General features: G+C 51.4%; 17 protein-coding genes. 13 read left to right on the top strand and 4 right to left on the bottom strand.

Features of this window, described 5'->3' with window-relative positions; genetic code table 11:
* The first annotated feature begins 324 nt into the window (after positions 1-324).
* Positions 325-2016, top strand: coding sequence for a methyl-accepting chemotaxis protein (locus A6R74_RS23205; protein ID WP_064233088.1), 1692 nt, complete (start codon positions 325-327; stop codon positions 2014-2016).
* Positions 2017-2493: 477 nt separating this feature from the next.
* Here A6R74_RS23205 and A6R74_RS03650 read toward each other — a convergent pair whose 3' ends face one another.
* Positions 2494-3228, bottom strand: coding sequence for an SDR family oxidoreductase (locus A6R74_RS03650; RefSeq protein ID WP_064233087.1), 735 nt, complete (start codon positions 3226-3228; stop codon positions 2494-2496).
* Between the two features lie 118 nt (positions 3229-3346).
* Here A6R74_RS03650 and A6R74_RS03645 point away from each other — a divergent pair, with 118 nt between their 5' ends.
* The 11 genes from A6R74_RS03645 to A6R74_RS03595 all read left to right on the top strand — a co-directional run bounded on the left by A6R74_RS03645 (position 3347) and on the right by A6R74_RS03595 (position 12445).
* A complete protein-coding gene (locus A6R74_RS03645) occupies positions 3347-4249 on the top strand; it encodes a LysR family transcriptional regulator (protein ID WP_064233086.1) in 903 nt (300 codons plus the stop codon).
* A gap of 262 nt (positions 4250-4511) precedes the next feature.
* Entirely contained in the window at positions 4512-5204 is a 693-nt protein-coding gene (locus A6R74_RS03640) for a hypothetical protein (RefSeq protein ID WP_064233085.1), read from the top strand.
* A gap of 215 nt (positions 5205-5419) precedes the next feature.
* Positions 5420-6457: a hypothetical protein gene (locus A6R74_RS03635; RefSeq protein ID WP_064233084.1), complete on the top strand. Its 1038-nt coding sequence runs from the start codon at positions 5420-5422 to the stop codon at positions 6455-6457.
* An 18-nt stretch (positions 6458-6475) separates the two neighbouring features.
* Positions 6476-7273 carry a M48 family metallopeptidase gene (locus tag A6R74_RS03630; RefSeq protein ID WP_064233083.1) on the top strand — a complete coding sequence of 266 codons (798 nt, stop codon included), beginning with the start codon at positions 6476-6478 and terminating at the stop codon, positions 7271-7273.
* Between the two features lie 188 nt (positions 7274-7461).
* The gene (locus tag A6R74_RS03625; RefSeq protein WP_240488153.1) at positions 7462-8547 is read left to right on the top strand and encodes a GGDEF domain-containing protein; all 1086 of its coding nucleotides are present in this window, start codon (positions 7462-7464) and stop codon (positions 8545-8547) included.
* Between the two features lie 9 nt (positions 8548-8556).
* Complete coding sequence (locus tag A6R74_RS03620; RefSeq protein ID WP_082906582.1) at positions 8557-8958, top strand: DUF2784 domain-containing protein; 402 nt, start codon at positions 8557-8559, stop codon at positions 8956-8958.
* Positions 8959-9107: 149 nt separating this feature from the next.
* Positions 9108-9314 (top strand): ParD-like family protein, encoded by a 207-nt coding sequence (locus tag A6R74_RS03615; RefSeq protein ID WP_040481168.1) that lies wholly within the window; start codon positions 9108-9110, stop codon positions 9312-9314.
* On the top strand, positions 9307-10092 hold the full coding sequence (gene map / locus A6R74_RS03610) for a type I methionyl aminopeptidase (protein ID WP_064233080.1): 786 nt from the start codon (positions 9307-9309) through the stop codon (positions 10090-10092). The genes A6R74_RS03615 and map overlap by 8 nt, the downstream gene beginning before the upstream one ends.
* Positions 10093-10179: 87 nt before the next feature.
* Positions 10180-11559 carry a S8 family serine peptidase gene (locus A6R74_RS03605; protein WP_064233079.1) on the top strand — a complete coding sequence of 460 codons (1380 nt, stop codon included), beginning with the start codon at positions 10180-10182 and terminating at the stop codon, positions 11557-11559.
* A gap of 13 nt (positions 11560-11572) precedes the next feature.
* Positions 11573-11812: a hypothetical protein gene (locus A6R74_RS03600; protein WP_064233078.1), complete on the top strand. Its 240-nt coding sequence runs from the start codon at positions 11573-11575 to the stop codon at positions 11810-11812.
* 42 nt (positions 11813-11854) lie between these two features.
* A complete protein-coding gene (locus A6R74_RS03595; RefSeq protein ID WP_205634134.1) occupies positions 11855-12445 on the top strand; it encodes an O-methyltransferase in 591 nt (196 codons plus the stop codon).
* Positions 12446-12524: 79 nt separating this feature from the next.
* Here A6R74_RS03595 and A6R74_RS03590 read toward each other — a convergent pair whose 3' ends face one another.
* From A6R74_RS03590 to kynA, 3 genes are all read right to left on the bottom strand, one after another.
* The gene (locus A6R74_RS03590; RefSeq protein WP_064233076.1) at positions 12525-13304 is read right to left on the bottom strand and encodes an alpha/beta hydrolase; all 780 of its coding nucleotides are present in this window, start codon (positions 13302-13304) and stop codon (positions 12525-12527) included.
* Positions 13305-13314: 10 nt separating this feature from the next.
* Positions 13315-14544 carry a kynureninase gene (gene kynU / locus A6R74_RS03585; RefSeq protein ID WP_064233075.1) on the bottom strand — a complete coding sequence of 410 codons (1230 nt, stop codon included), beginning with the start codon at positions 14542-14544 and terminating at the stop codon, positions 13315-13317.
* 82 nt (positions 14545-14626) lie between these two features.
* Complete coding sequence (gene kynA / locus A6R74_RS03580) at positions 14627-15463, bottom strand: tryptophan 2,3-dioxygenase (protein WP_064233074.1); 837 nt, start codon at positions 15461-15463, stop codon at positions 14627-14629.
* Between the two features lie 380 nt (positions 15464-15843).
* Here kynA and A6R74_RS03575 point away from each other — a divergent pair, with 380 nt between their 5' ends.
* Positions 15844-16632 carry a DUF2071 domain-containing protein gene (locus tag A6R74_RS03575; RefSeq protein WP_064233073.1) on the top strand — a complete coding sequence of 263 codons (789 nt, stop codon included), beginning with the start codon at positions 15844-15846 and terminating at the stop codon, positions 16630-16632.
* Positions 16633-16728: the final 96 nt, after the last annotated feature.

The raw sequence follows: 16728 nt of genomic DNA, 5'->3' as shown, positions 1-16728 counted from the left end.
TTTAATTTTTATTTATTACTATTAATATCAATGGGTTAAGTAAAGTTCTCATGGCGGGTTTTCCTCGCATCGCGTACTGTTAGTTTGCAACTTATTGATTTTTTAAAACAAAAAGTTTCGGCATTATTTTAAAATTAGATTAAAAAATTGACCTGGATCAAAATTTTAAAATTATCTTTTGTAACACCTAAATCTCGGGTTACGGCTGCCGATAATTTATCGTACTTACCCATAACACGTAGTTTGATTTTTTGTTATGGAGTAACACCTTCCCCGTGGCTGGAGTCATTCGTTCACGATTGATTCTCTATATAAGAGTAGACAATGCATAACCTATTGAAAAACCTATCCGTTAAGGCAGGCTTAACGGCTGTTCTGGGTTTGTTTACCGCTCTGATCCTTCTTGTCGCGGTGTTGGGCTACCAATCCAGCACTCTGGGAGCGAGTTCGATAGATGAACTTAACCGTATTAACGTTGAGCAACTGAACGCTCTTAATCGAACGCAAGTGAATATCGCTGACACCCAGCTATTTTTTCTTAACCACCTCGACGCTTTGAACGAAGGGAATCAGGCGCTGGCAGAAACCTATCTAGAAACAGCAGGCCAAAGCCTGCAAAGAGCCGCGCAGCGTTTTGAAGCATTTACTGTGGTTCCGAAGTCTGAGCAAGGAAAACCTTTTGCTGATGCGATAGAAGCTGCTTTTACTCAGCTTGTGGCCCGCGGTTTAGAGCCACAATATGAGGCACTGTTGCAAAATAATGAGAACGCCTTTCGTACAGCTAAACGTGAGGGTGACCAGCTCAACCTAGCCTATGTCCAGGCCAATGAAGCCTTTAACGACTATGCCAGCACTCGTGGCCAAAATCTTATGGCCGATTATCATTCTACAATGACCGTATCTGGTTATGTCGGACTGGCTGCTTTGCTGCTGGTTTTATTATGCGTTATCTTCGTTCGAATGGGCATGATGCGAGTTGTTATCCGCCCCATTCAAGAAGCCGTTCATCATTTTGAGCGCATTGCCCAAGGTGATTTATCGCATAAAATCGCAGAGCGGGGACGAAACGAAATAGGCCAACTGTTCGCGGCTATGCAATATATGCAGAAAGGGCTTTCACAAACCGTCTCATCCGTGCGTGACAGCAGTGGATCTATCCATATCGGTGCAAGAGAAATTTCCGGCGGCAATGCCGATCTTTCTTCGCGTACAGAGCAACAGGCCGCTTCACTCCAAGAGACGGCTGCCAGCATGGAACAGCTCACTGCGACCGTGAAGCAAAACTCAGATAATGCGCGCCAGGGCAGCACCTTAGCGAGTGATGCGTCTACAACGGCAGCGCGCGGTGGGGAAGCGGTAGGCCAAGTAGTTGCGACAATGCATGGGATAGCAGAAAGCTCTAAAAAGATGAGCGACATCATTGGTGTGATCGACTCGATTGCCTTTCAGACCAACATTCTTGCACTCAATGCGTCGGTTGAGGCTGCTCGTGCGGGTGAGCAGGGGCGAGGCTTCGCCGTAGTGGCCACTGAAGTACGTAATTTGGCAAGTCGTAGTGCTGATGCGTCTAAGGAGATTAGAGCATTAATTGAAACATCAGCGGGCCAGGTGAAGCAGGGCTCTGACCTTGTGGAAGGGGCTGGCCGAACAATGGAAGAGATAATGGCTTCCGTGAAGCGTGTTGCCGATATTATGGATGAAATCTCCGCTGCTTCCTCGGAGCAAAGTGATGGCATCGAACAGGTTAATCAAGCTGTCTCGCAAATGGATGAGGTGACGCAGCAGAACGCAGCCCTGGTTCAACAAGCGGCTACAGCAGCAGCTTCACTCGAAGAGCAGGCAGCTCAGCTTGAATTGGCTGTGGCTACCTTCAAATTGGCTGGGGGTGAGAGTCGTGTTGCTCTGCCAATCAGTAATGCTCTACCAAAGGCCGTTTCTTCTATAAAGCAGACTGGGTCTGCAGGTGGAAGGGCTCCCAGGGCCAAAGTGGCAGAATTGGAGTGGGAAGAGTTTTAAATAGGCGCTTATTTAACTAGTTAGTGATAGCTCAAGCGTAATTTAAACCCAGCCAAAACGGCCGGGTTTTTTTTAAACATAGTCGTCTCCCATATATAACTTGCTAGCTGAGTATCAGTAGTTGCAACTAGGGGTTTCTAATAGTCATCCCAGAAGGTGAGACGCTGGGTGTGTCACTCTCTTTATGCGTGGATGTTGAAAATTCAGGATTAATGATTCTGTTGTCCTCAGTAGAGCCTCTCTCAGCGATTGCTATTCCTGAAATAAGCATCAATGTAATGATTGTTAACGTACTTAAAATTTTCATGATTTTAAACTCTTAAGTTTATAAAAATCGTTAAAATGAAGTTATGGTGACGACAGCGGCTTTATATCAGCTAACCTTGCGCAGCCCTGTTATGGCATTGGGGAGGCACTATGTCTGTAGGTGAATGGGTGATTGAACTCCACGGTCAGGCAGAGGTAATTTCGCCGAGGTCAGGCGGGGCTTGCGACGGGACGTACCACAATGTCAGTGGTGTCGACGTCTGCTGGCTGTCCAACCACATGAGCGATGGCGTTGGCGATCGCTTCTGGCTTGAGTGCAATTTGACGAAAATGACGCATGGCTTCTGCTGCCGACGCATCGGTGATGGTGTCCGCCAACTCAGATTCAACCACGCCGGGATAGACACAGGTCACACGGATGTTGCTGTGTTCCTGACGCAGCCCATCGGAAATCGCGCGTACGGCATATTTAGTCGCACAGTAGACTGCGCCGGTGGGCACAACGTAAAGGCCGCCGATTGACGAGATATTGATCACATGCCCGCTACCTTGTTGCTGCATGGTGGGCAGTACGGCGGCGATGCCGTGCAACACGCCGCGGATATTGACGTCAATCATGCGATCCCACTCATCGACCTTCAGGGCGGCAACCGGTGATAGCGGCATTACGCCAGCGTTATTGATAATCACGTCGATTCGGCCGAACTTGTCTAGCGCGTAATCGGCGAATGACTGCACGTCCTCGCGGCGAGTCACGTCAACCGCACATGCGATTGCCTTGCCTCCAGCGGCGTTAATTTCTGCCACCAGCTTTTCTAACCTATCGATGCGTCGTGCGCCGAGGGCAATGCTGGCGCCTTGGTTGGCAAGTGTTCGGGCGGTTGCTTCGCCGATGCCACTGCTGGCACCGGTGATGAGGATTACCTTGCCTTGAATATTGCTCATGTTAATCTCCATTGTTCCATTAGGCGCTCGGGGCTGAACGCTTGTTAGAACTTTAGAGACCTATCGTTATCGTGAGAAGCTACCCAAAGCTAACCACATTGGTTAGGATTGCTTTCCAATGAGCGCAGATTTCAATCTTTTGAAAGTCTTCCTAGCTGTTGCGCAAGCTGGAAATTTTCGTGCTGCTGCTGACCAGTTGGGCGTTACTCGTTCTGCTGTCAGCCAGAGCATGCGACGGCTGGAAGATGAGTTGGGCATCGCATTGGTTCAGCGCTCTACCCGCAGTGTGAGCCTGACCGAAGCAGGTACTCGGCTAAGAGCGCAGATAACCGAACCGTTTACGGCTATTACATCTGCATTGGAAGAAGTCGTGGATGATGGCCCTCCTCGAGGGCTGTTAAGGGTGGCGGTTACTTCAATAGCCGAGCGTTTTCTCTCCGGCCCACTGATCGCAACCTTTGCCGAGGCTTACCCCAGTATTACGTTGGACGTAACCGTAACCGATGAAGAGTTCGATATTGTGGGTGCCGGGTTCGATGCTGGAGTGCGCTTGGGAGAAGTCATCGAGCAAGACATGGTGGCAGTGCCGCTCTCAGGGCCACAACGCCAAGTAGTCGTGGCCTCTCCCCGCTATTTGCAGCGGTATGGCACGCCAGACGAACCTTTCGAACTGCTGAATCATCTTTGCATTGGCTGGCGGCCTGCACCGAGCGTGGCACCTTACCGCTGGGAGTTTGCCGAGAAAGGGCGAGAGTTTGATGTGGGGGTTAACCCTCAAATCACGACCAACGATATGTTGCTCATGATAAGAACCGCTCTTGCAGGGGGAGGGATTACCATAGGTATGGAAGAGACATTTCTACCTTGGTTAGAAAGCGGTGAGCTAGTGCCGTTGTTGCAGACATACTTGCAGCCTTTTCCCGGTTTTTACCTATACTTCCCAAATCGTCGTAACCAGCCCCCTAAATTGCGGGCGTTAATCTCACACTTGCGTGCCTATCGTGAAGCGATTGAGCCTTAGTGATCTCGTACGTTGCGCTCAGAATCTGGCGACGTCCCGAGTGGCTGAGCGTGTCGGCGCGTCAGTCATCTCGGCGAGCCTATCGGTTCAGCACTCGTCCTCAACTATCTGCTAAAGCGTAATTTCAGCTATTACTAAACGTACACTTCTAGCCGAATCAAAAACTTTCCTCCATATTAGCGATAGGTCAGGCCACAACCCGCCGAAATGCATGCGTTATCTACTTAATTAGTGATTCCAATAAAGCGAGAGGTTTGAACCAATGACAGGAACTGATAAACCATCAACGACAGCATTGTTGAGCGATAACCGCGTAAAGGTGATCTTAGCCATTGCTGTTATTGCCGTGGTCTGGGCCATTGTTGCACATACCATTGCAGGGTCGCGGCAAGACAGTCTGGAAGCAACCGAAGCGCAGCTGGCCAAAACTGAGCGAGAGCATCAGCAAATTCAGGCGCAGATGTCTGAGGTTGAAGCCGCGGAGCTGGACTTGGCAACACTGCAGCAGCGGATGAGCAACCTGGAAGTTGAACAAGCCGAAGCGGAAGCCGAGCTTGCCTCGACGCGAGCCGACATTGCCAATGTTAAAGAAGATTTGACCGCTTTACGGGGCGAGCATGAAACCCGCGAAGAAGAAGTTGGCGCCCTCAACGAACAAATAGATGAAAGAGAGAGCATCCTAGCGGAACTGAATGAGACATATGCCGAGGTAGAAAAAGACAAACAAGAAGCCGAAGCTGCCCGCGATTCTGCGCAACAGTCTCGACAGGATGCAGAGGAGGCTCGTAGTGAAGCTGAAGCGGATCTAGAAGCGCTAAACGCCGAAATTGAAGAGGCTAATGCTCAACTTGCCGCAGTGGGCGAACAGGCCAATGAGTTAGAAGCAACGCGTGATGCGCTCAATATTGAAATCACCTCGCTCAGAGTGATGCGCGACGAAGCGCAAACGCCTTAAGGTTTACACACCTTAACGAACGCGATTTTACAGCGCAGCAAGCTAGACGTATCTCCCCGCGACTTACAGGGGAGGTCGTCGAGAGTAGCCCGTTCCAGCTACGTCACAATTCAAGCAGATGGCGACCGAATAAATGGGTCTGCATATGTTCGACGCCCTCCCCAAAGCTCTAGTAAGCTGCGACTTACTTTCAGCAGTCGGGAGGATCAACCACCATGACGCACGCGACCATTCTGCAGCAAGGCACTATCCACTGTTTTCCTGCTGGGCTGCGCGATGAGCGTGGCAAGCTGGTAAATGCCGAAGTGTCTGCCGTGCTTTACGACGGCCAGCGGCTTATTTTAGCCAGCGATAAACCGGTGCCGGGGGAGGAACGCTCGGCGATGTTTGCCATGCCAATGACTGAACAAGGCCCGGATGACAGCCAATTGGAGTACTTCACCACGCCGCTAATTAAACAGGCGGTTAAGTACGAAGATCTTTCCCTCACGGCGGATGGCCGCTACGTGCTGGCCACTACTGGCTTTGACCGTATCGACAACGAAAGCCATGACCTTAACGATTACAACCACCTGTTGATTTGGCCGCTGGGTCACCCAGAACAGGTGCAAGTGGTCGACCCCGACCCCCGCGATGGAGTGAAAGGCTCGCTAGAGCTTCGCACCAAGCTGGATCAAGCGATTGGTTTCCCGTACTACAAAATCGAAGGACTGGCCGCCATTCCCGGTGAGCGCGGCGATGGTCTGCTGCTGTTTGGCATTCGTGAGCAGGGGCAGTCCCATGCTGATTTCAGCTATGTCAGCAGGATCGTCGGCGCGCATTATGAGATCAGCAAAAGTGGCAACCTGGTATTTATCGATGAAATGCGTGAGCACTACGCCTTCGACCCTGGTAGCCACTCAGCGGTGCGTTACGACTGTGGCCTATCGAGCCTGGAGTACGATCCCTACCATGGCCGTCTTTACCTGCTAAATAGCTTTGAGGTAGCTAAGGCTGGTGAAGAGCGCATTGGCGGGTATCTGTGGGAAGTGAGCTTGAGCGGTTTTCGGGAAGGGCGCGAGCCAACGCTGGTGACCACACCCGCGGGCTTGCCGCTGGAGTTTGAACACAAAGCCGAAGGCCTTGCCGTGCTGGATCATGACCGGCTGTTCGTCGCCTACGATAACGACCGTCACCTTGGGTTGGGTAGCGTTGATGAACGCGACGAGCGCCACGCCTGCGAAGCGCCTTACACTCTACTGAACGTTTCTTAATCCAGGCGATACCATCCGATGCATCGGCGATTTCTGTTACCTCTTTTCCTCTTGGGGTTGCTGGCCTCTTTAGCTGGCTGCGGGGAAACACCCACTGGGCGCTCCCAGCTGGCGTTAGTGCCGAACTCATTAATGGCCGACATGGGGGAAGATGCCTTTAGCCAGTTACTCAATAGCCAGCCGATCAACCACGATGCGCAGGCGAATCAATTGGTGCAGTGTGTGGCCGAGAGAGTAGTGGCTGGCGCTGAGGCAAGCTATCCGGGGCTCGCCTTCCCCGAGCGCTGGGAAGTGGTGGTGTTCGAGGATGCTTCCCCCAATGCGTTTGCGCTGCCCGGTGGGCGCATTGGCGTGCATAGCGGCCTGCTGCGAGTGGCCGAAACCCCCGCTCAGCTAGCGGCAGTGATTGGGCACGAGGTGGGCCATGTGCTGGCGGATCATGGCAATGAGCGGCTTACCCAGCAGTTGGGCATTAAAGCCGTGTTCATGGTGGTGGGGTTATTAGGGGAAGAGGAGTTTGGCAACCAGCAGTTAATGCAGACGTTGGGTATCGGCGCCCAGTTGGGTATTAGCCTGCCGTTCAGCCGCACCCACGAAGAAGAAGCGGATTTGATGGGCCTGGAAATTATGGCCCGTGCGGGGTTTGACCCTCAGCAAAGCGTGGCCCTGTGGCGCAACATGGCGGCTGTTGGCGGCGACCAGCCACCGGAGTTTCTTTCTACCCACCCGGCTCATGAGTCCCGCATCCGAGCATTACAGCAAGGGTTGGAAGAGACGACAGCCATTTATCGCACGGTTACCCCGGCAAAATGTTGAGGTGAGTGGTATCGCGTTGTTGATAAAATTAAAAAAATGCTATGTGACGTCGGGAGTGCGGGACTGTGCCATTACGGGAAAAAAAGTATCAGGTGCATAGGTTAACAGGGCAATTTTGCGACGCTAGCAGTGAGTTGTTGTATCGGCGGACTATCCAGGAAAGTTTGAGGCTTGAGTTCAGCCTTGCCGTGAGCGTTGCAGCATGTGTCTTTGGCATGTTTGTGATTGCGGATTACTACCTGTTAGGCCTTACCAGAGAGTTCTATCTGCTGCTTATCATGCGAATAGTGGTGGTGAGCCTTTGCCTATTGATAGCCTTCGTGGTGCGGCGTTGGAGTGGAAACGATTACCGCGCCTGGTTGCACGCCTTGCCGCTATGGGTATTTGCCACAGGCATTATTTTGATTGTACCTCTAAGACCTGAAAGCTTATCCACACAAATTACCGCCGTGGCGGTCGCCACCATGGGGTTCTATCTCCTGATCCCCAATCGACTTACCGTGGTGACAGCTGCCAGCCTCTATTTAAATATTGGCTTTCTAGTGGCTGCGATGCTGTTCGCGGGACTGACCCCTATAGGAATGCTTTTGCTTGCTGTTTTGCTGGGTATGAGCAATGTGGTGGGGTTCTTTGCCTTGCTACGCCTGGAAAGACTGCAGCGTAAGCAGTATGCAATGCTTTATGAGGAGCGTGATCAAAACCGACAGTTGCATAATGAAATCGCTCACCGACAATCACTGGAAGAGCAATTGCGGTTAGCCGCTGAGCGGGATGCGCTTACCAATCTCAATAATCGTGGCCATTTTATGAAACTGGCTAATGGGCTATTAAAGCGTTCCCAATACGAAAAAGTGCCGTTTAGCCTGTTTATGATCGATGTGGATCACTTCAAGAATATTAATGATACCTGGGGACATAGCCACGGGGATTGGGTGCTAACAAAGATCGCAGAGGTTTGCGCAGAGTCGTTGCGCCCATCAGATGTGATAGGACGTTTTGGAGGTGAAGAGTTTGTCGTGGCGTTGCCGAACACTAGCCCAAACGAAGCACAAATGGTTGCGGAACGCCTGAAAATGAAGGTCGCCGAGCTGTCTTCAATGGAAGAAATGAGCAAACTGAATCCAAGTATCACCATCGGTGTGGCTGCAACGAGTACTGATGATGTCGGCCTTGAGTCTCTTATCACGCGTGCGGATCAGATGCTTTACGTTGGTAAGCGTGGTGGAAGGAACCGGGTGGTGGTATGCCGTGACGCACGCTCCGACAGCAGTTAGCTGTTCCCTATGCCCCTATCACTGCTCCTTCTCTTCGCCGACATACTACTAATTCTCCACGTTCTATTCGTGGCCTTTGTGGTGCTCGGCTTATTCGCAGTGTACACAGGCTATTTCCTGAACTGGAAATGGGTGCGCAATCGGTTGTTTCGCATCGTGCATCTGTGCGCCATAGGCTATGTGGTGATTCAAGCCTGGTTGGGCGTAGTTTGCCCGTTAACGGTCTGGGAAATGGCGCTCAGAGCTCAGGCGGGCGCTGCTACCTATTCCGGCTCATTCATTCAGTACTGGCTGCATAGCCTGCTCTATTTCACTTTGCCGGAGTGGGTGTTTGTGGTGGCTTACACGCTATTCGGTAGCTTGGTGTTGGCCAGTTGGTTTGTCGTGCGTCCAAATGCGCGCTCTCGTTAATTTCTTCACAGATCGGTATCTTTTTTAGCTAGCCAAGCGCTAGGAATTGGTGGGGCTCCTTGCGCATTGGCAGGTAAGCTTGTCGCTTCATTCTTTGCGATATATGATTCGTAAGCATTTTATATTCGTTTCATATATTGGGTGATGTGATGGGTATCGTTAAGATCAATGACCAGTTGCATGAAGATATTCGTAGGGCGAGTACCGTCATGGTGCGTTCAATCAACGCCCAGGCAGAGTACTGGATGAAGGTTGGTATGTTGGCTGAGGCTAATCCGAGTATGACTTTCTCTGACATTATGCGTGAGCAAATGAAGCAAGCTGATGTAGATGTAAGGAAGGTGATCGGTGGGTGAGGTAACGCTGAAAAGCGAAGAGGAGCTGAGTGTAATGCGTGAAGCCGGGCGGCTACTCGCCTTGGTTTTTAGTCATCTTGATAAGCAAATAGTGCCCGGTATATCCACCATGGACATTAATAATTGGGCCGAAAGATACATCGTGGATGATTTGCAGGCTCGCCCAGCCAGTAAAGGGCAATACGATTATCAATTTGTGCTGAATGCGTCAGTTAATCACGTGGTGTGTCACGGGATTCCATCTGAAACGCAAACGCTTAAATCAGGCGACATTGTTAATGTCGATATTACCCTGGAAAAAGGCGGCTTTATTGCTGATTCCAGCAAGATGTATCTGATTGGCGATGTTACACCCTACGCAAAGCGGCTGGTGGATAAAACCTACGAAGCCATGTGGCAAGGAATACACGCAGTCAAGCCCGGTGCCACGTTGGGGGATGTGGGTTATGCCATCCAGCAACATGCCGAAAAGCACGGCTACTCTGTTGTCCGAGAGTATTGCGGTCATGGAATTGGCCGGGAAATGCATGAAGAGCCCCAGGTACTGCATTATGGAAAGAAAGGCAGAGGTTTGGTTTTAAAAGAAGGCATGGTGTTTACCATCGAGCCGATGATTAATCAGGGTAGGGCCAAGATAAAAACCAAGCGAGATGGTTGGACGGTGGTAACCAGCGACAAGACATTGTCAGCTCAGTGGGAGCATACAGTTGCGGTCACATCCAGCGGTTTTGAAGTGCTCACACTTAGGAATGAAGAGCTTAGTCAACCTGGGTTTTAATCAATCTGGCGAAGATCATTAGGTGCGTTAAGCTGAAAGCAGCAGTATTTCAATATTTCTGTCCAGCCAAACGAAAAGGGATCTACGATGGCTAAAACACCTAAAGGTACCGGCAGCGGTAGCACGTCGCCTGGCCCGAGCGGCTCACTTAATTCGGTCTCCTGCAGCACCGAGAAACTCCTGTTGGCAGCGCTGGAGCGTGGCGGTAGCTGCCTTGAAACGGGACGCTTTCTTATCAGCTACCGTGAGGGAAGAGTAGAGGAGGGCATTAAGGCGCTAAAGGCTCAGAACTTTCGGGTGGCCGATGCCCGTGACTTTACCGATCAGGCCGTCAGCCTGGAAGACACTGGGGACGCCGAGGCGTTGGTGTTCCCGGAGCTGGGTGTCGCGCTGGTTGGCGGTGACGCCTTAGAGCAGCACGGGATGAGTGTTTTTGACAAAATTTCAGCGGACAGTCCGATAGAAATTATTGAGCCCGAGTATTTTGCGTTTTCTGAAAACTCTGATTTTAAAACCCCTGATTCTAAAAACACTAGTTTTAAAAACTCCGATTCTAGAAATGCTGATTACCTGCGGGGCTTTTTGCGCGCAGCGAGTACTATCGCGTGCGATCTCGGCGTTGAACTTGATAGTGACGAGCGCGAAGAATCGCATGAGACGGACGCGCCTGAGGTGACTTGGGGGCTGGCTCAGTGCAAGGTGCCGCAAAGCCGTTGGAGCGGGGCTGGCATTAAAGTCGCCGTGCTGGATACCGGTATGGATCTTGGCCACCCGGATTACGCTGGCAGGGAGTTTGTTACCCGATCCTTCGTTGGGGAACCGGTTCAGGATCTCAATGGGCATGGCACGCACTGTATCGGTACGGCCTGTGGGCCAAAAGCGCCTTCCGAAAGTACTTCACGCTACGGTATCGCGTTCGATGCTCAGGTGTTGGTTGGCAAGGTGCTGACCAACTCGGGCAGCAGTACCGGGGCGGGCGTGCTCGCTGGCCTGAACTGGGCCATTGCCAATCGGTGTGAAGTTATCTCGATGTCGCTGGGTAGCCAAAGCCCAGTGCAAGCAGCCTACACCCACGCTGGCGCTGCGGCACTGCGTAATGGGTGCCTGATTATTGCCGCCGCAGGCAATTCCTCTGCAAGCACGGGCGCGCCTGCCAATTCACCCACGGTGATGTCTGTGGCGTCTCTCGATGCAAACCTGAAGCCTTCCAGTTTCTCAAATCATGGCAAGATTGAGATTGCCGCACCGGGACGCGATATCTTCTCTTCATGGCCTCGGCCCACACGCCATAAAACAATTAGCGGTACCAGCATGGCAGCGCCGCATGTGGCAGGCTGCGCTGCCCTCTGGGCACAGTCTGATGCGTCTCTGCGGGGAATGAAGCTGTGGCAACAGCTGGTGGCTTCGGTAAAAGGGCTGCCATCGCCTGAGCCCCGCGTTGGCGCGGGTTTGGTACAAGCACCTTAGTAAGGAATGATCGATGGCAAAGATAGCGCTATGGATAATTACGATTTCCGACGATCAATCGATCAATGACATCGCCACACGGCTAAGTGCTGAGGGGTTGGCCATCCGGGAGGTGCTGAAAGAGATCGGTTGCATTACCGGGTCGGCAGACGATGTCACGGCTGAACGGCTGAAAAGAGTCAAAGGCGTGGTGGATATTGCCCCTGATAGGCAGGTTGATGTGGGGCCGCCGGGCGCGGATGAGACCTGGTAAGGCAGTTGACTCTTATCGAACAACTGGGACAGGGGAATGGGAGTGAACGAGTCATTACAAGCGCTGTTAGTCGAATTAGAGCAATTTGGTCAGGAAAATGACGCTGCCGTTGCCGACCGCCCAAGGCGGATGCTGAACATTACCCGTGATACCGGAGAATTTCTTTCAGTGTTGGTTCAGGCAACCAGCGCAAAGCGTGTGCTAGAGATTGGCACCTCTAACGGGTATTCTGCATTGTGGCTGGCTAAGGGGGCGCAAAAAATAGGCGGGCATGTTACGACAATTGAGCAATCCGAGTTCAAACTTGAGCTAGCGGCCAAGAACTTTGAGCGCTCTGGTCTTTCTGAGGTGATCACGCAGCTCCGCGGCGAGGCGGGAGGTCTGATTGAAAACATGCCCGTCGCTAATGTTGACCTGATTTTTCTAGACTCTAAGCGCTCGGAATACGTGAACTGGTGGCCCACTATTAAACGGATACTGCGAAAAGGCGGGCTTCTTGTGGTTGATAACGCGACCTCTCATGCAGATGAAATGGCGGCTTTTATGGCGTTGGTATCTGCCGATGCTGATGTCACTACTTGCACAGTGCCCGTCGGGAATGGTCAGTTTTTGGCAACGCGGGATAGCTGTTAGCGGGATAGTTGTTAGTAAGATAGCTGTTAGCGAGATAGTTGTTAATGGCAACGTTTAGCGCTCTATTTTTCCTCGCGGTTTAACTCTTCAAGGTTCCCAATACATCTAGCACATCAAAGTGATCGCGGTTCGCTATATCCACTAGCGCGACTTGGACATCGGTAGCCTTCAACGCTGCTATAAAATCGAGGGCCTGTTGGCGAAAAGTGGGTGGGTCATTTTCGGCGATCACGACCTTGCATGGGGGGAGTCCGTTTATACCGGCAAACTGAGGGCTTAATGCGCGTGCTTGAGTAGGATTGAGCTCTAACGCTTCGTTCACGTAGGTGTCGACTAATGGCGTTAGGTCATAAACGCCGCTAACCAGTATCAGTTTGTCGATGGGTATCTCACCGCTGGCGGCTACCCAGTATGCAAGCTGGGCACCGGCGCTATGGCCGCCTAATACAATAGACGCCACACCACCATTATTTAAGAGGGCGTTGCATGCCGCTCTAGTTCCCTGGATGCATTGGTTCACCATGGACACAATTGAGGTGTTCGGTGCTAAGCCGTAACCCAGGGAGGCAAAGGCCATGCCACGGGCCAAGTAGCGTTCAGCCAAAAAATCCGTCGCGGTGTTATCCAGCTCCTGCCAATAGCCGCCGTGAATAAATACCATCAGCGGCCAGGGGGCAGCCGTATTTTTCGGAATAAACAGGTTAAGACGGGCTGCTGGTTCTTCACCGTAGCTCAAGGTAATCGGCTGATGACGTGCCTCCAGGTCGACGCCTAAAGCGGCCTGGCGCGTTAACGTGGCTTTAAAATCCCGAGCGTAGTGGCTCGGGGAGTAGGCGAGGTTCTGTGGTGTTTCAGCCATAACGTACCCTTTAGGTAACCGCGCCACGCACGTGAAATTGGGGATCTTGGTACGCGCCGCTTTCCATTACTTCACGGAAGTGTTGGGCTGCCTGCCAAACATCTTCGAAACTAAGGTACAGCGGGGTAAAGCCAAAGCGCATTAGGCCGGGCTCTCGGTAGTCGCCGATTACGCCGCGGGCAATCAACGCCTGAACGATAGCGTAGCCGTTTTGGCTGTCCACCAGTGATACCTGGCTGCCGCGCTCGCTGGCAGATGGGGTTATATCGTCAATATTATGAGCGGTAAAAATATCGCTCAAACACTCTCGAAACAGGTCGCTCATCGCCAGGCTTTTGTCTCGCAGCGCTTGCATATTCACTTCGCTCCACAGGGCGAGCGAGGCTTCCAAGGCGGCGTAGGCTAGTGCCGAATGTGTGCCAGTACGAAAGCGGGAAATATCGCCCGCTGGGGTGTAATCAGCTTCAAAAGCGAAGGGCGATGCGTGACCGTGCCAGCCGGAAAGTGGTTGCCAGCCTTTGTCTTGGTGATCGCTATGCACGTACAAGAAGGCTGGCGCGCCAGGCCCGCCGTTAAGGTACTTGTAGGTACAGCCCACCGCGTAGCGAACGCCACAGCCGTTAAGGTCGATGGGCAGTGCACCTGCGGAGTGGGCCAAATCCCAAATCACTTCCGCACCCTGGTCGTGTACTAATTTCGTTGTGCTGGCCATATCGCGTAATTTGCCGGTACGGTAGTTAACTTGGCTAAGCACCACCACGGAGACACCGTTCAGGTGTTCGGCCAAGTCGCGCCCTTCGGGCAGGAAACGATGCTCGGCACCGCTCACCCGGCAATAGCCTTGGGCGATATAGCCATCGGTCGGGAAGTTACCGCCCTCGCTAAGAACCACACGGCGGCCATCCTTGGCTTGGTCGAGGATATACCCCAGCAGCTTGAAGATATTTAGCGTGATGTTGTCGGTAACGCTCATTTCACCAGGCTGTGCGCCAATAACCGGTGCTAGAAGGTTACCCAAGCGCTCGGGGGCATCGAACCAGCCCTGGTTCCAGCCTTTGATCAGCTCATCGCGCCACTGATCAAGAGTATCATCGACCGCTTGTTTGGCAGCCTTTGGCTGAGCACCCAGAGAGTTTCCATCAAGATAAAGAATGCCTTCAGGTAGGGCGAAGCGGCTTTTAAACGCTGCCAATGGGTCTTGGCGGTCACGCTCACGAACACTATCCAGGTTTACAGGCATATCGCTACTCCGAAAAATTGAATGTCACTGGTTTGAACTTCTCAACGGTCATTAAACTTGGCGCGCAGCAGTGCGGTAGTGTTTAGATAGTTGTCCGAACACTCCATAGTTCGGGGAAGAACTGAAGATCCAGCGCTTTGACCAGATAGTTCACGCCAGCCGTTCCGCCGGTGCCGCGCCGGTAGCCAATAATGCGCTCGACTGTTTTCATATGACTGAATCGCCAGCGCTGAAAGTTGAATTCGACATCCACCAGTTTTTCGGCAAGCTCGTAGAGATCCCAGTGCTGTTCGCTGTTGCGGTAGATTTCCGTCCAGGCCGCTTCCACCTCGCTACTTGCAGTGTAGGGGATACTCCAATCGCGTTGGGTATTGCTTTCCGGAATGCTGAAACCGCGATGGGCAAGCAACTGCAACACAATGTCGTAAAGACTGGGTGCGTGGAGGGCTTCCTGAAGTTTTTGGTAATGTTTGGGTTTTGAACGGTGGGCTTCGATTAGCTTGGCGTTCTTGTTACCCAATAGAAATTCGATTTCCCGATACTGATAAGATTGAAACCCAGAACTCTGACCAAGGCTGTCTCGGAAGCTGGCATAGTCGGCGGGGGTCATGGTGACCAGCACTTCCCAAGCCTTAATAAGCTGCTCCTGAATTCTAGAAACCCTCGCAAGCATCTTGAAGGCAGGGCGCAGGTTATCTTCTTGTATATGCTTTGCGGCGCCATAGGCTTCGTGAAGACATAGTTTGATCCATAGCTCGGATACTTGATGGATGACGATGAACAGCAGTTCATCGTGCTCCTCAGAAGCCGGGTTTTGGCAAGCAAGCAAGGGTTCCAGATCCAAGTACTGACCGTAGCTAATATCCTGATCCCAATGGATGGCTTCGTTATCGACGCTGTTTTTTTCATGAGTCGTCATCTTATTCTGCCTTTGACGCTGTGTTATGTAGGGTTTTTTGGCTTCTCTAAATGTTCGTGCCCGAAGCGTGTCTAGAGCTCAGAATAGACCTACGGCAAGCTTTAGCTGAACAACGCCCCGTGATTCTGGAAACAAGGTGAGCAGGTCGTGACTGGTTCGAGGGCCGTCAGAGGCCAAGAAAAGATCGGACTTAATTTATTATTTATAGGTTTTTCTGGCTTCTTTCAACCCTTGACAGCTATTTCACCGCGCAACAAAAAAAGGATCTTAAAGTTGTTGCCTAGTTATGCCTAGTTATGATTAGTAAAATTAGTTGATTTACCTTACAATTACAGAAAGGAATAACCTAGACGATGAAACATTAACTCAAGGAAAGGCTCATGCAGGCATCGCGAAAGTTTGAGGATTACCTGATTAAGCGGCCAAAGCCTAAAGGCATAGATGTACTGTGTGGTCTTAAGCACTTTGCGATTATTACTTACGCTGTGCCGGCCAGACGATTCGAGGGGCTTTTTCCTGAAAGGTTTGTGTTAGATGCTGTTGAAATTGATGGTCAGGCAATGGGGCTTATTTCAGTGGTTCCTTTTATCGATGTGGATTTCACTTCTGCCGTGTTTCCTTTCCCCAAATTTACTATGGGGCAGACCAATTACCGTATCTATATCATCGACAAGAATACGGGGGAGCGATGTGTATGGTTTCTGGGAACCACTTTGGACTCATGGACATTGGTGGTTCCCAGATATCTCTGGAATTTACCTTGGCATGCAGGCAAAGTCTCTTTCGATTGTATGTATGATGAGACAACCGGGCTGTATAGCCATTATCGTATGAAAACAGCGTCTAAGTGGGCGGAAGCTTCTGTCGAGCTTGAGCAATCACCTGAATCAGCTTTTAACTTTCCTGGTTTTCCAGATACTGAGTCAGCATTGGTTTATCTTACCCATCCGCTTGCGGGTTTTTATTATCGACGCGACGGCAAGTTAGGTAGCTATCGTGTTTGGCATAAAGAGCTGGAGGTGAAACCCGCTACGGTAAAGACTGCCCGGTTTAAGCTGTTATCTGACCTAGATATTGTTCATTTAGAGGAGCAGAGCTCCCCGTACAGCGTATTAATTGAGCCCATCAACGAATTCACTATATATTTGCCTCCTACCGTGATCAGTTAATTTTTTCAGTGGCATGAATCATAGAGGAAGATCCCATTCGATAATTATTCCTAATTGACGAGTGGGTTGGTTTTTTTTAAGCTTTATCTAATAGAC

Origin of the sequence: Halomonas sp. ALS9, assembly GCF_001651035.1 — a bacterium.
Classification (GTDB): domain Bacteria; phylum Pseudomonadota; class Gammaproteobacteria; order Pseudomonadales; family Halomonadaceae; genus Vreelandella.
The sequence above is the reverse complement of the archived record's forward strand: the minus strand, read 5'-3'. Positions and strand labels throughout refer to the sequence as shown.

Coding starts and splice junctions, on each gene's coding strand:
- A6R74_RS03620 (WP_082906582.1), top strand. CDS start 8,557: ATGCCCCTATCACTGCTCCTTCTCTTCGCCGACATACTACTAATTCTC.
- A6R74_RS03640 (WP_064233085.1), top strand. CDS start 4,512: ATGACAGGAACTGATAAACCATCAACGACAGCATTGTTGAGCGATAAC.
- kynU (WP_064233075.1), bottom strand. CDS start 14,544: ATGCCTGTAAACCTGGATAGTGTTCGTGAGCGTGACCGCCAAGACCCA.
- A6R74_RS03615 (WP_040481168.1), top strand. CDS start 9,108: ATGGGTATCGTTAAGATCAATGACCAGTTGCATGAAGATATTCGTAGG.
- A6R74_RS03645 (WP_064233086.1), top strand. CDS start 3,347: ATGAGCGCAGATTTCAATCTTTTGAAAGTCTTCCTAGCTGTTGCGCAA.
- A6R74_RS03630 (WP_064233083.1), top strand. CDS start 6,476: ATGCATCGGCGATTTCTGTTACCTCTTTTCCTCTTGGGGTTGCTGGCC.
- A6R74_RS23205 (WP_064233088.1), top strand. CDS start 325: ATGCATAACCTATTGAAAAACCTATCCGTTAAGGCAGGCTTAACGGCT.
- A6R74_RS03635 (WP_064233084.1), top strand. CDS start 5,420: ATGACGCACGCGACCATTCTGCAGCAAGGCACTATCCACTGTTTTCCT.
- A6R74_RS03575 (WP_064233073.1), top strand. CDS start 15,844: ATGCAGGCATCGCGAAAGTTTGAGGATTACCTGATTAAGCGGCCAAAG.
- A6R74_RS03600 (WP_064233078.1), top strand. CDS start 11,573: ATGGCAAAGATAGCGCTATGGATAATTACGATTTCCGACGATCAATCG.
- A6R74_RS03590 (WP_064233076.1), bottom strand. CDS start 13,304: ATGGCTGAAACACCACAGAACCTCGCCTACTCCCCGAGCCACTACGCT.
- kynA (WP_064233074.1), bottom strand. CDS start 15,463: ATGACGACTCATGAAAAAAACAGCGTCGATAACGAAGCCATCCATTGG.
- A6R74_RS03605 (WP_064233079.1), top strand. CDS start 10,180: ATGGCTAAAACACCTAAAGGTACCGGCAGCGGTAGCACGTCGCCTGGC.
- A6R74_RS03650 (WP_064233087.1), bottom strand. CDS start 3,228: ATGAGCAATATTCAAGGCAAGGTAATCCTCATCACCGGTGCCAGCAGT.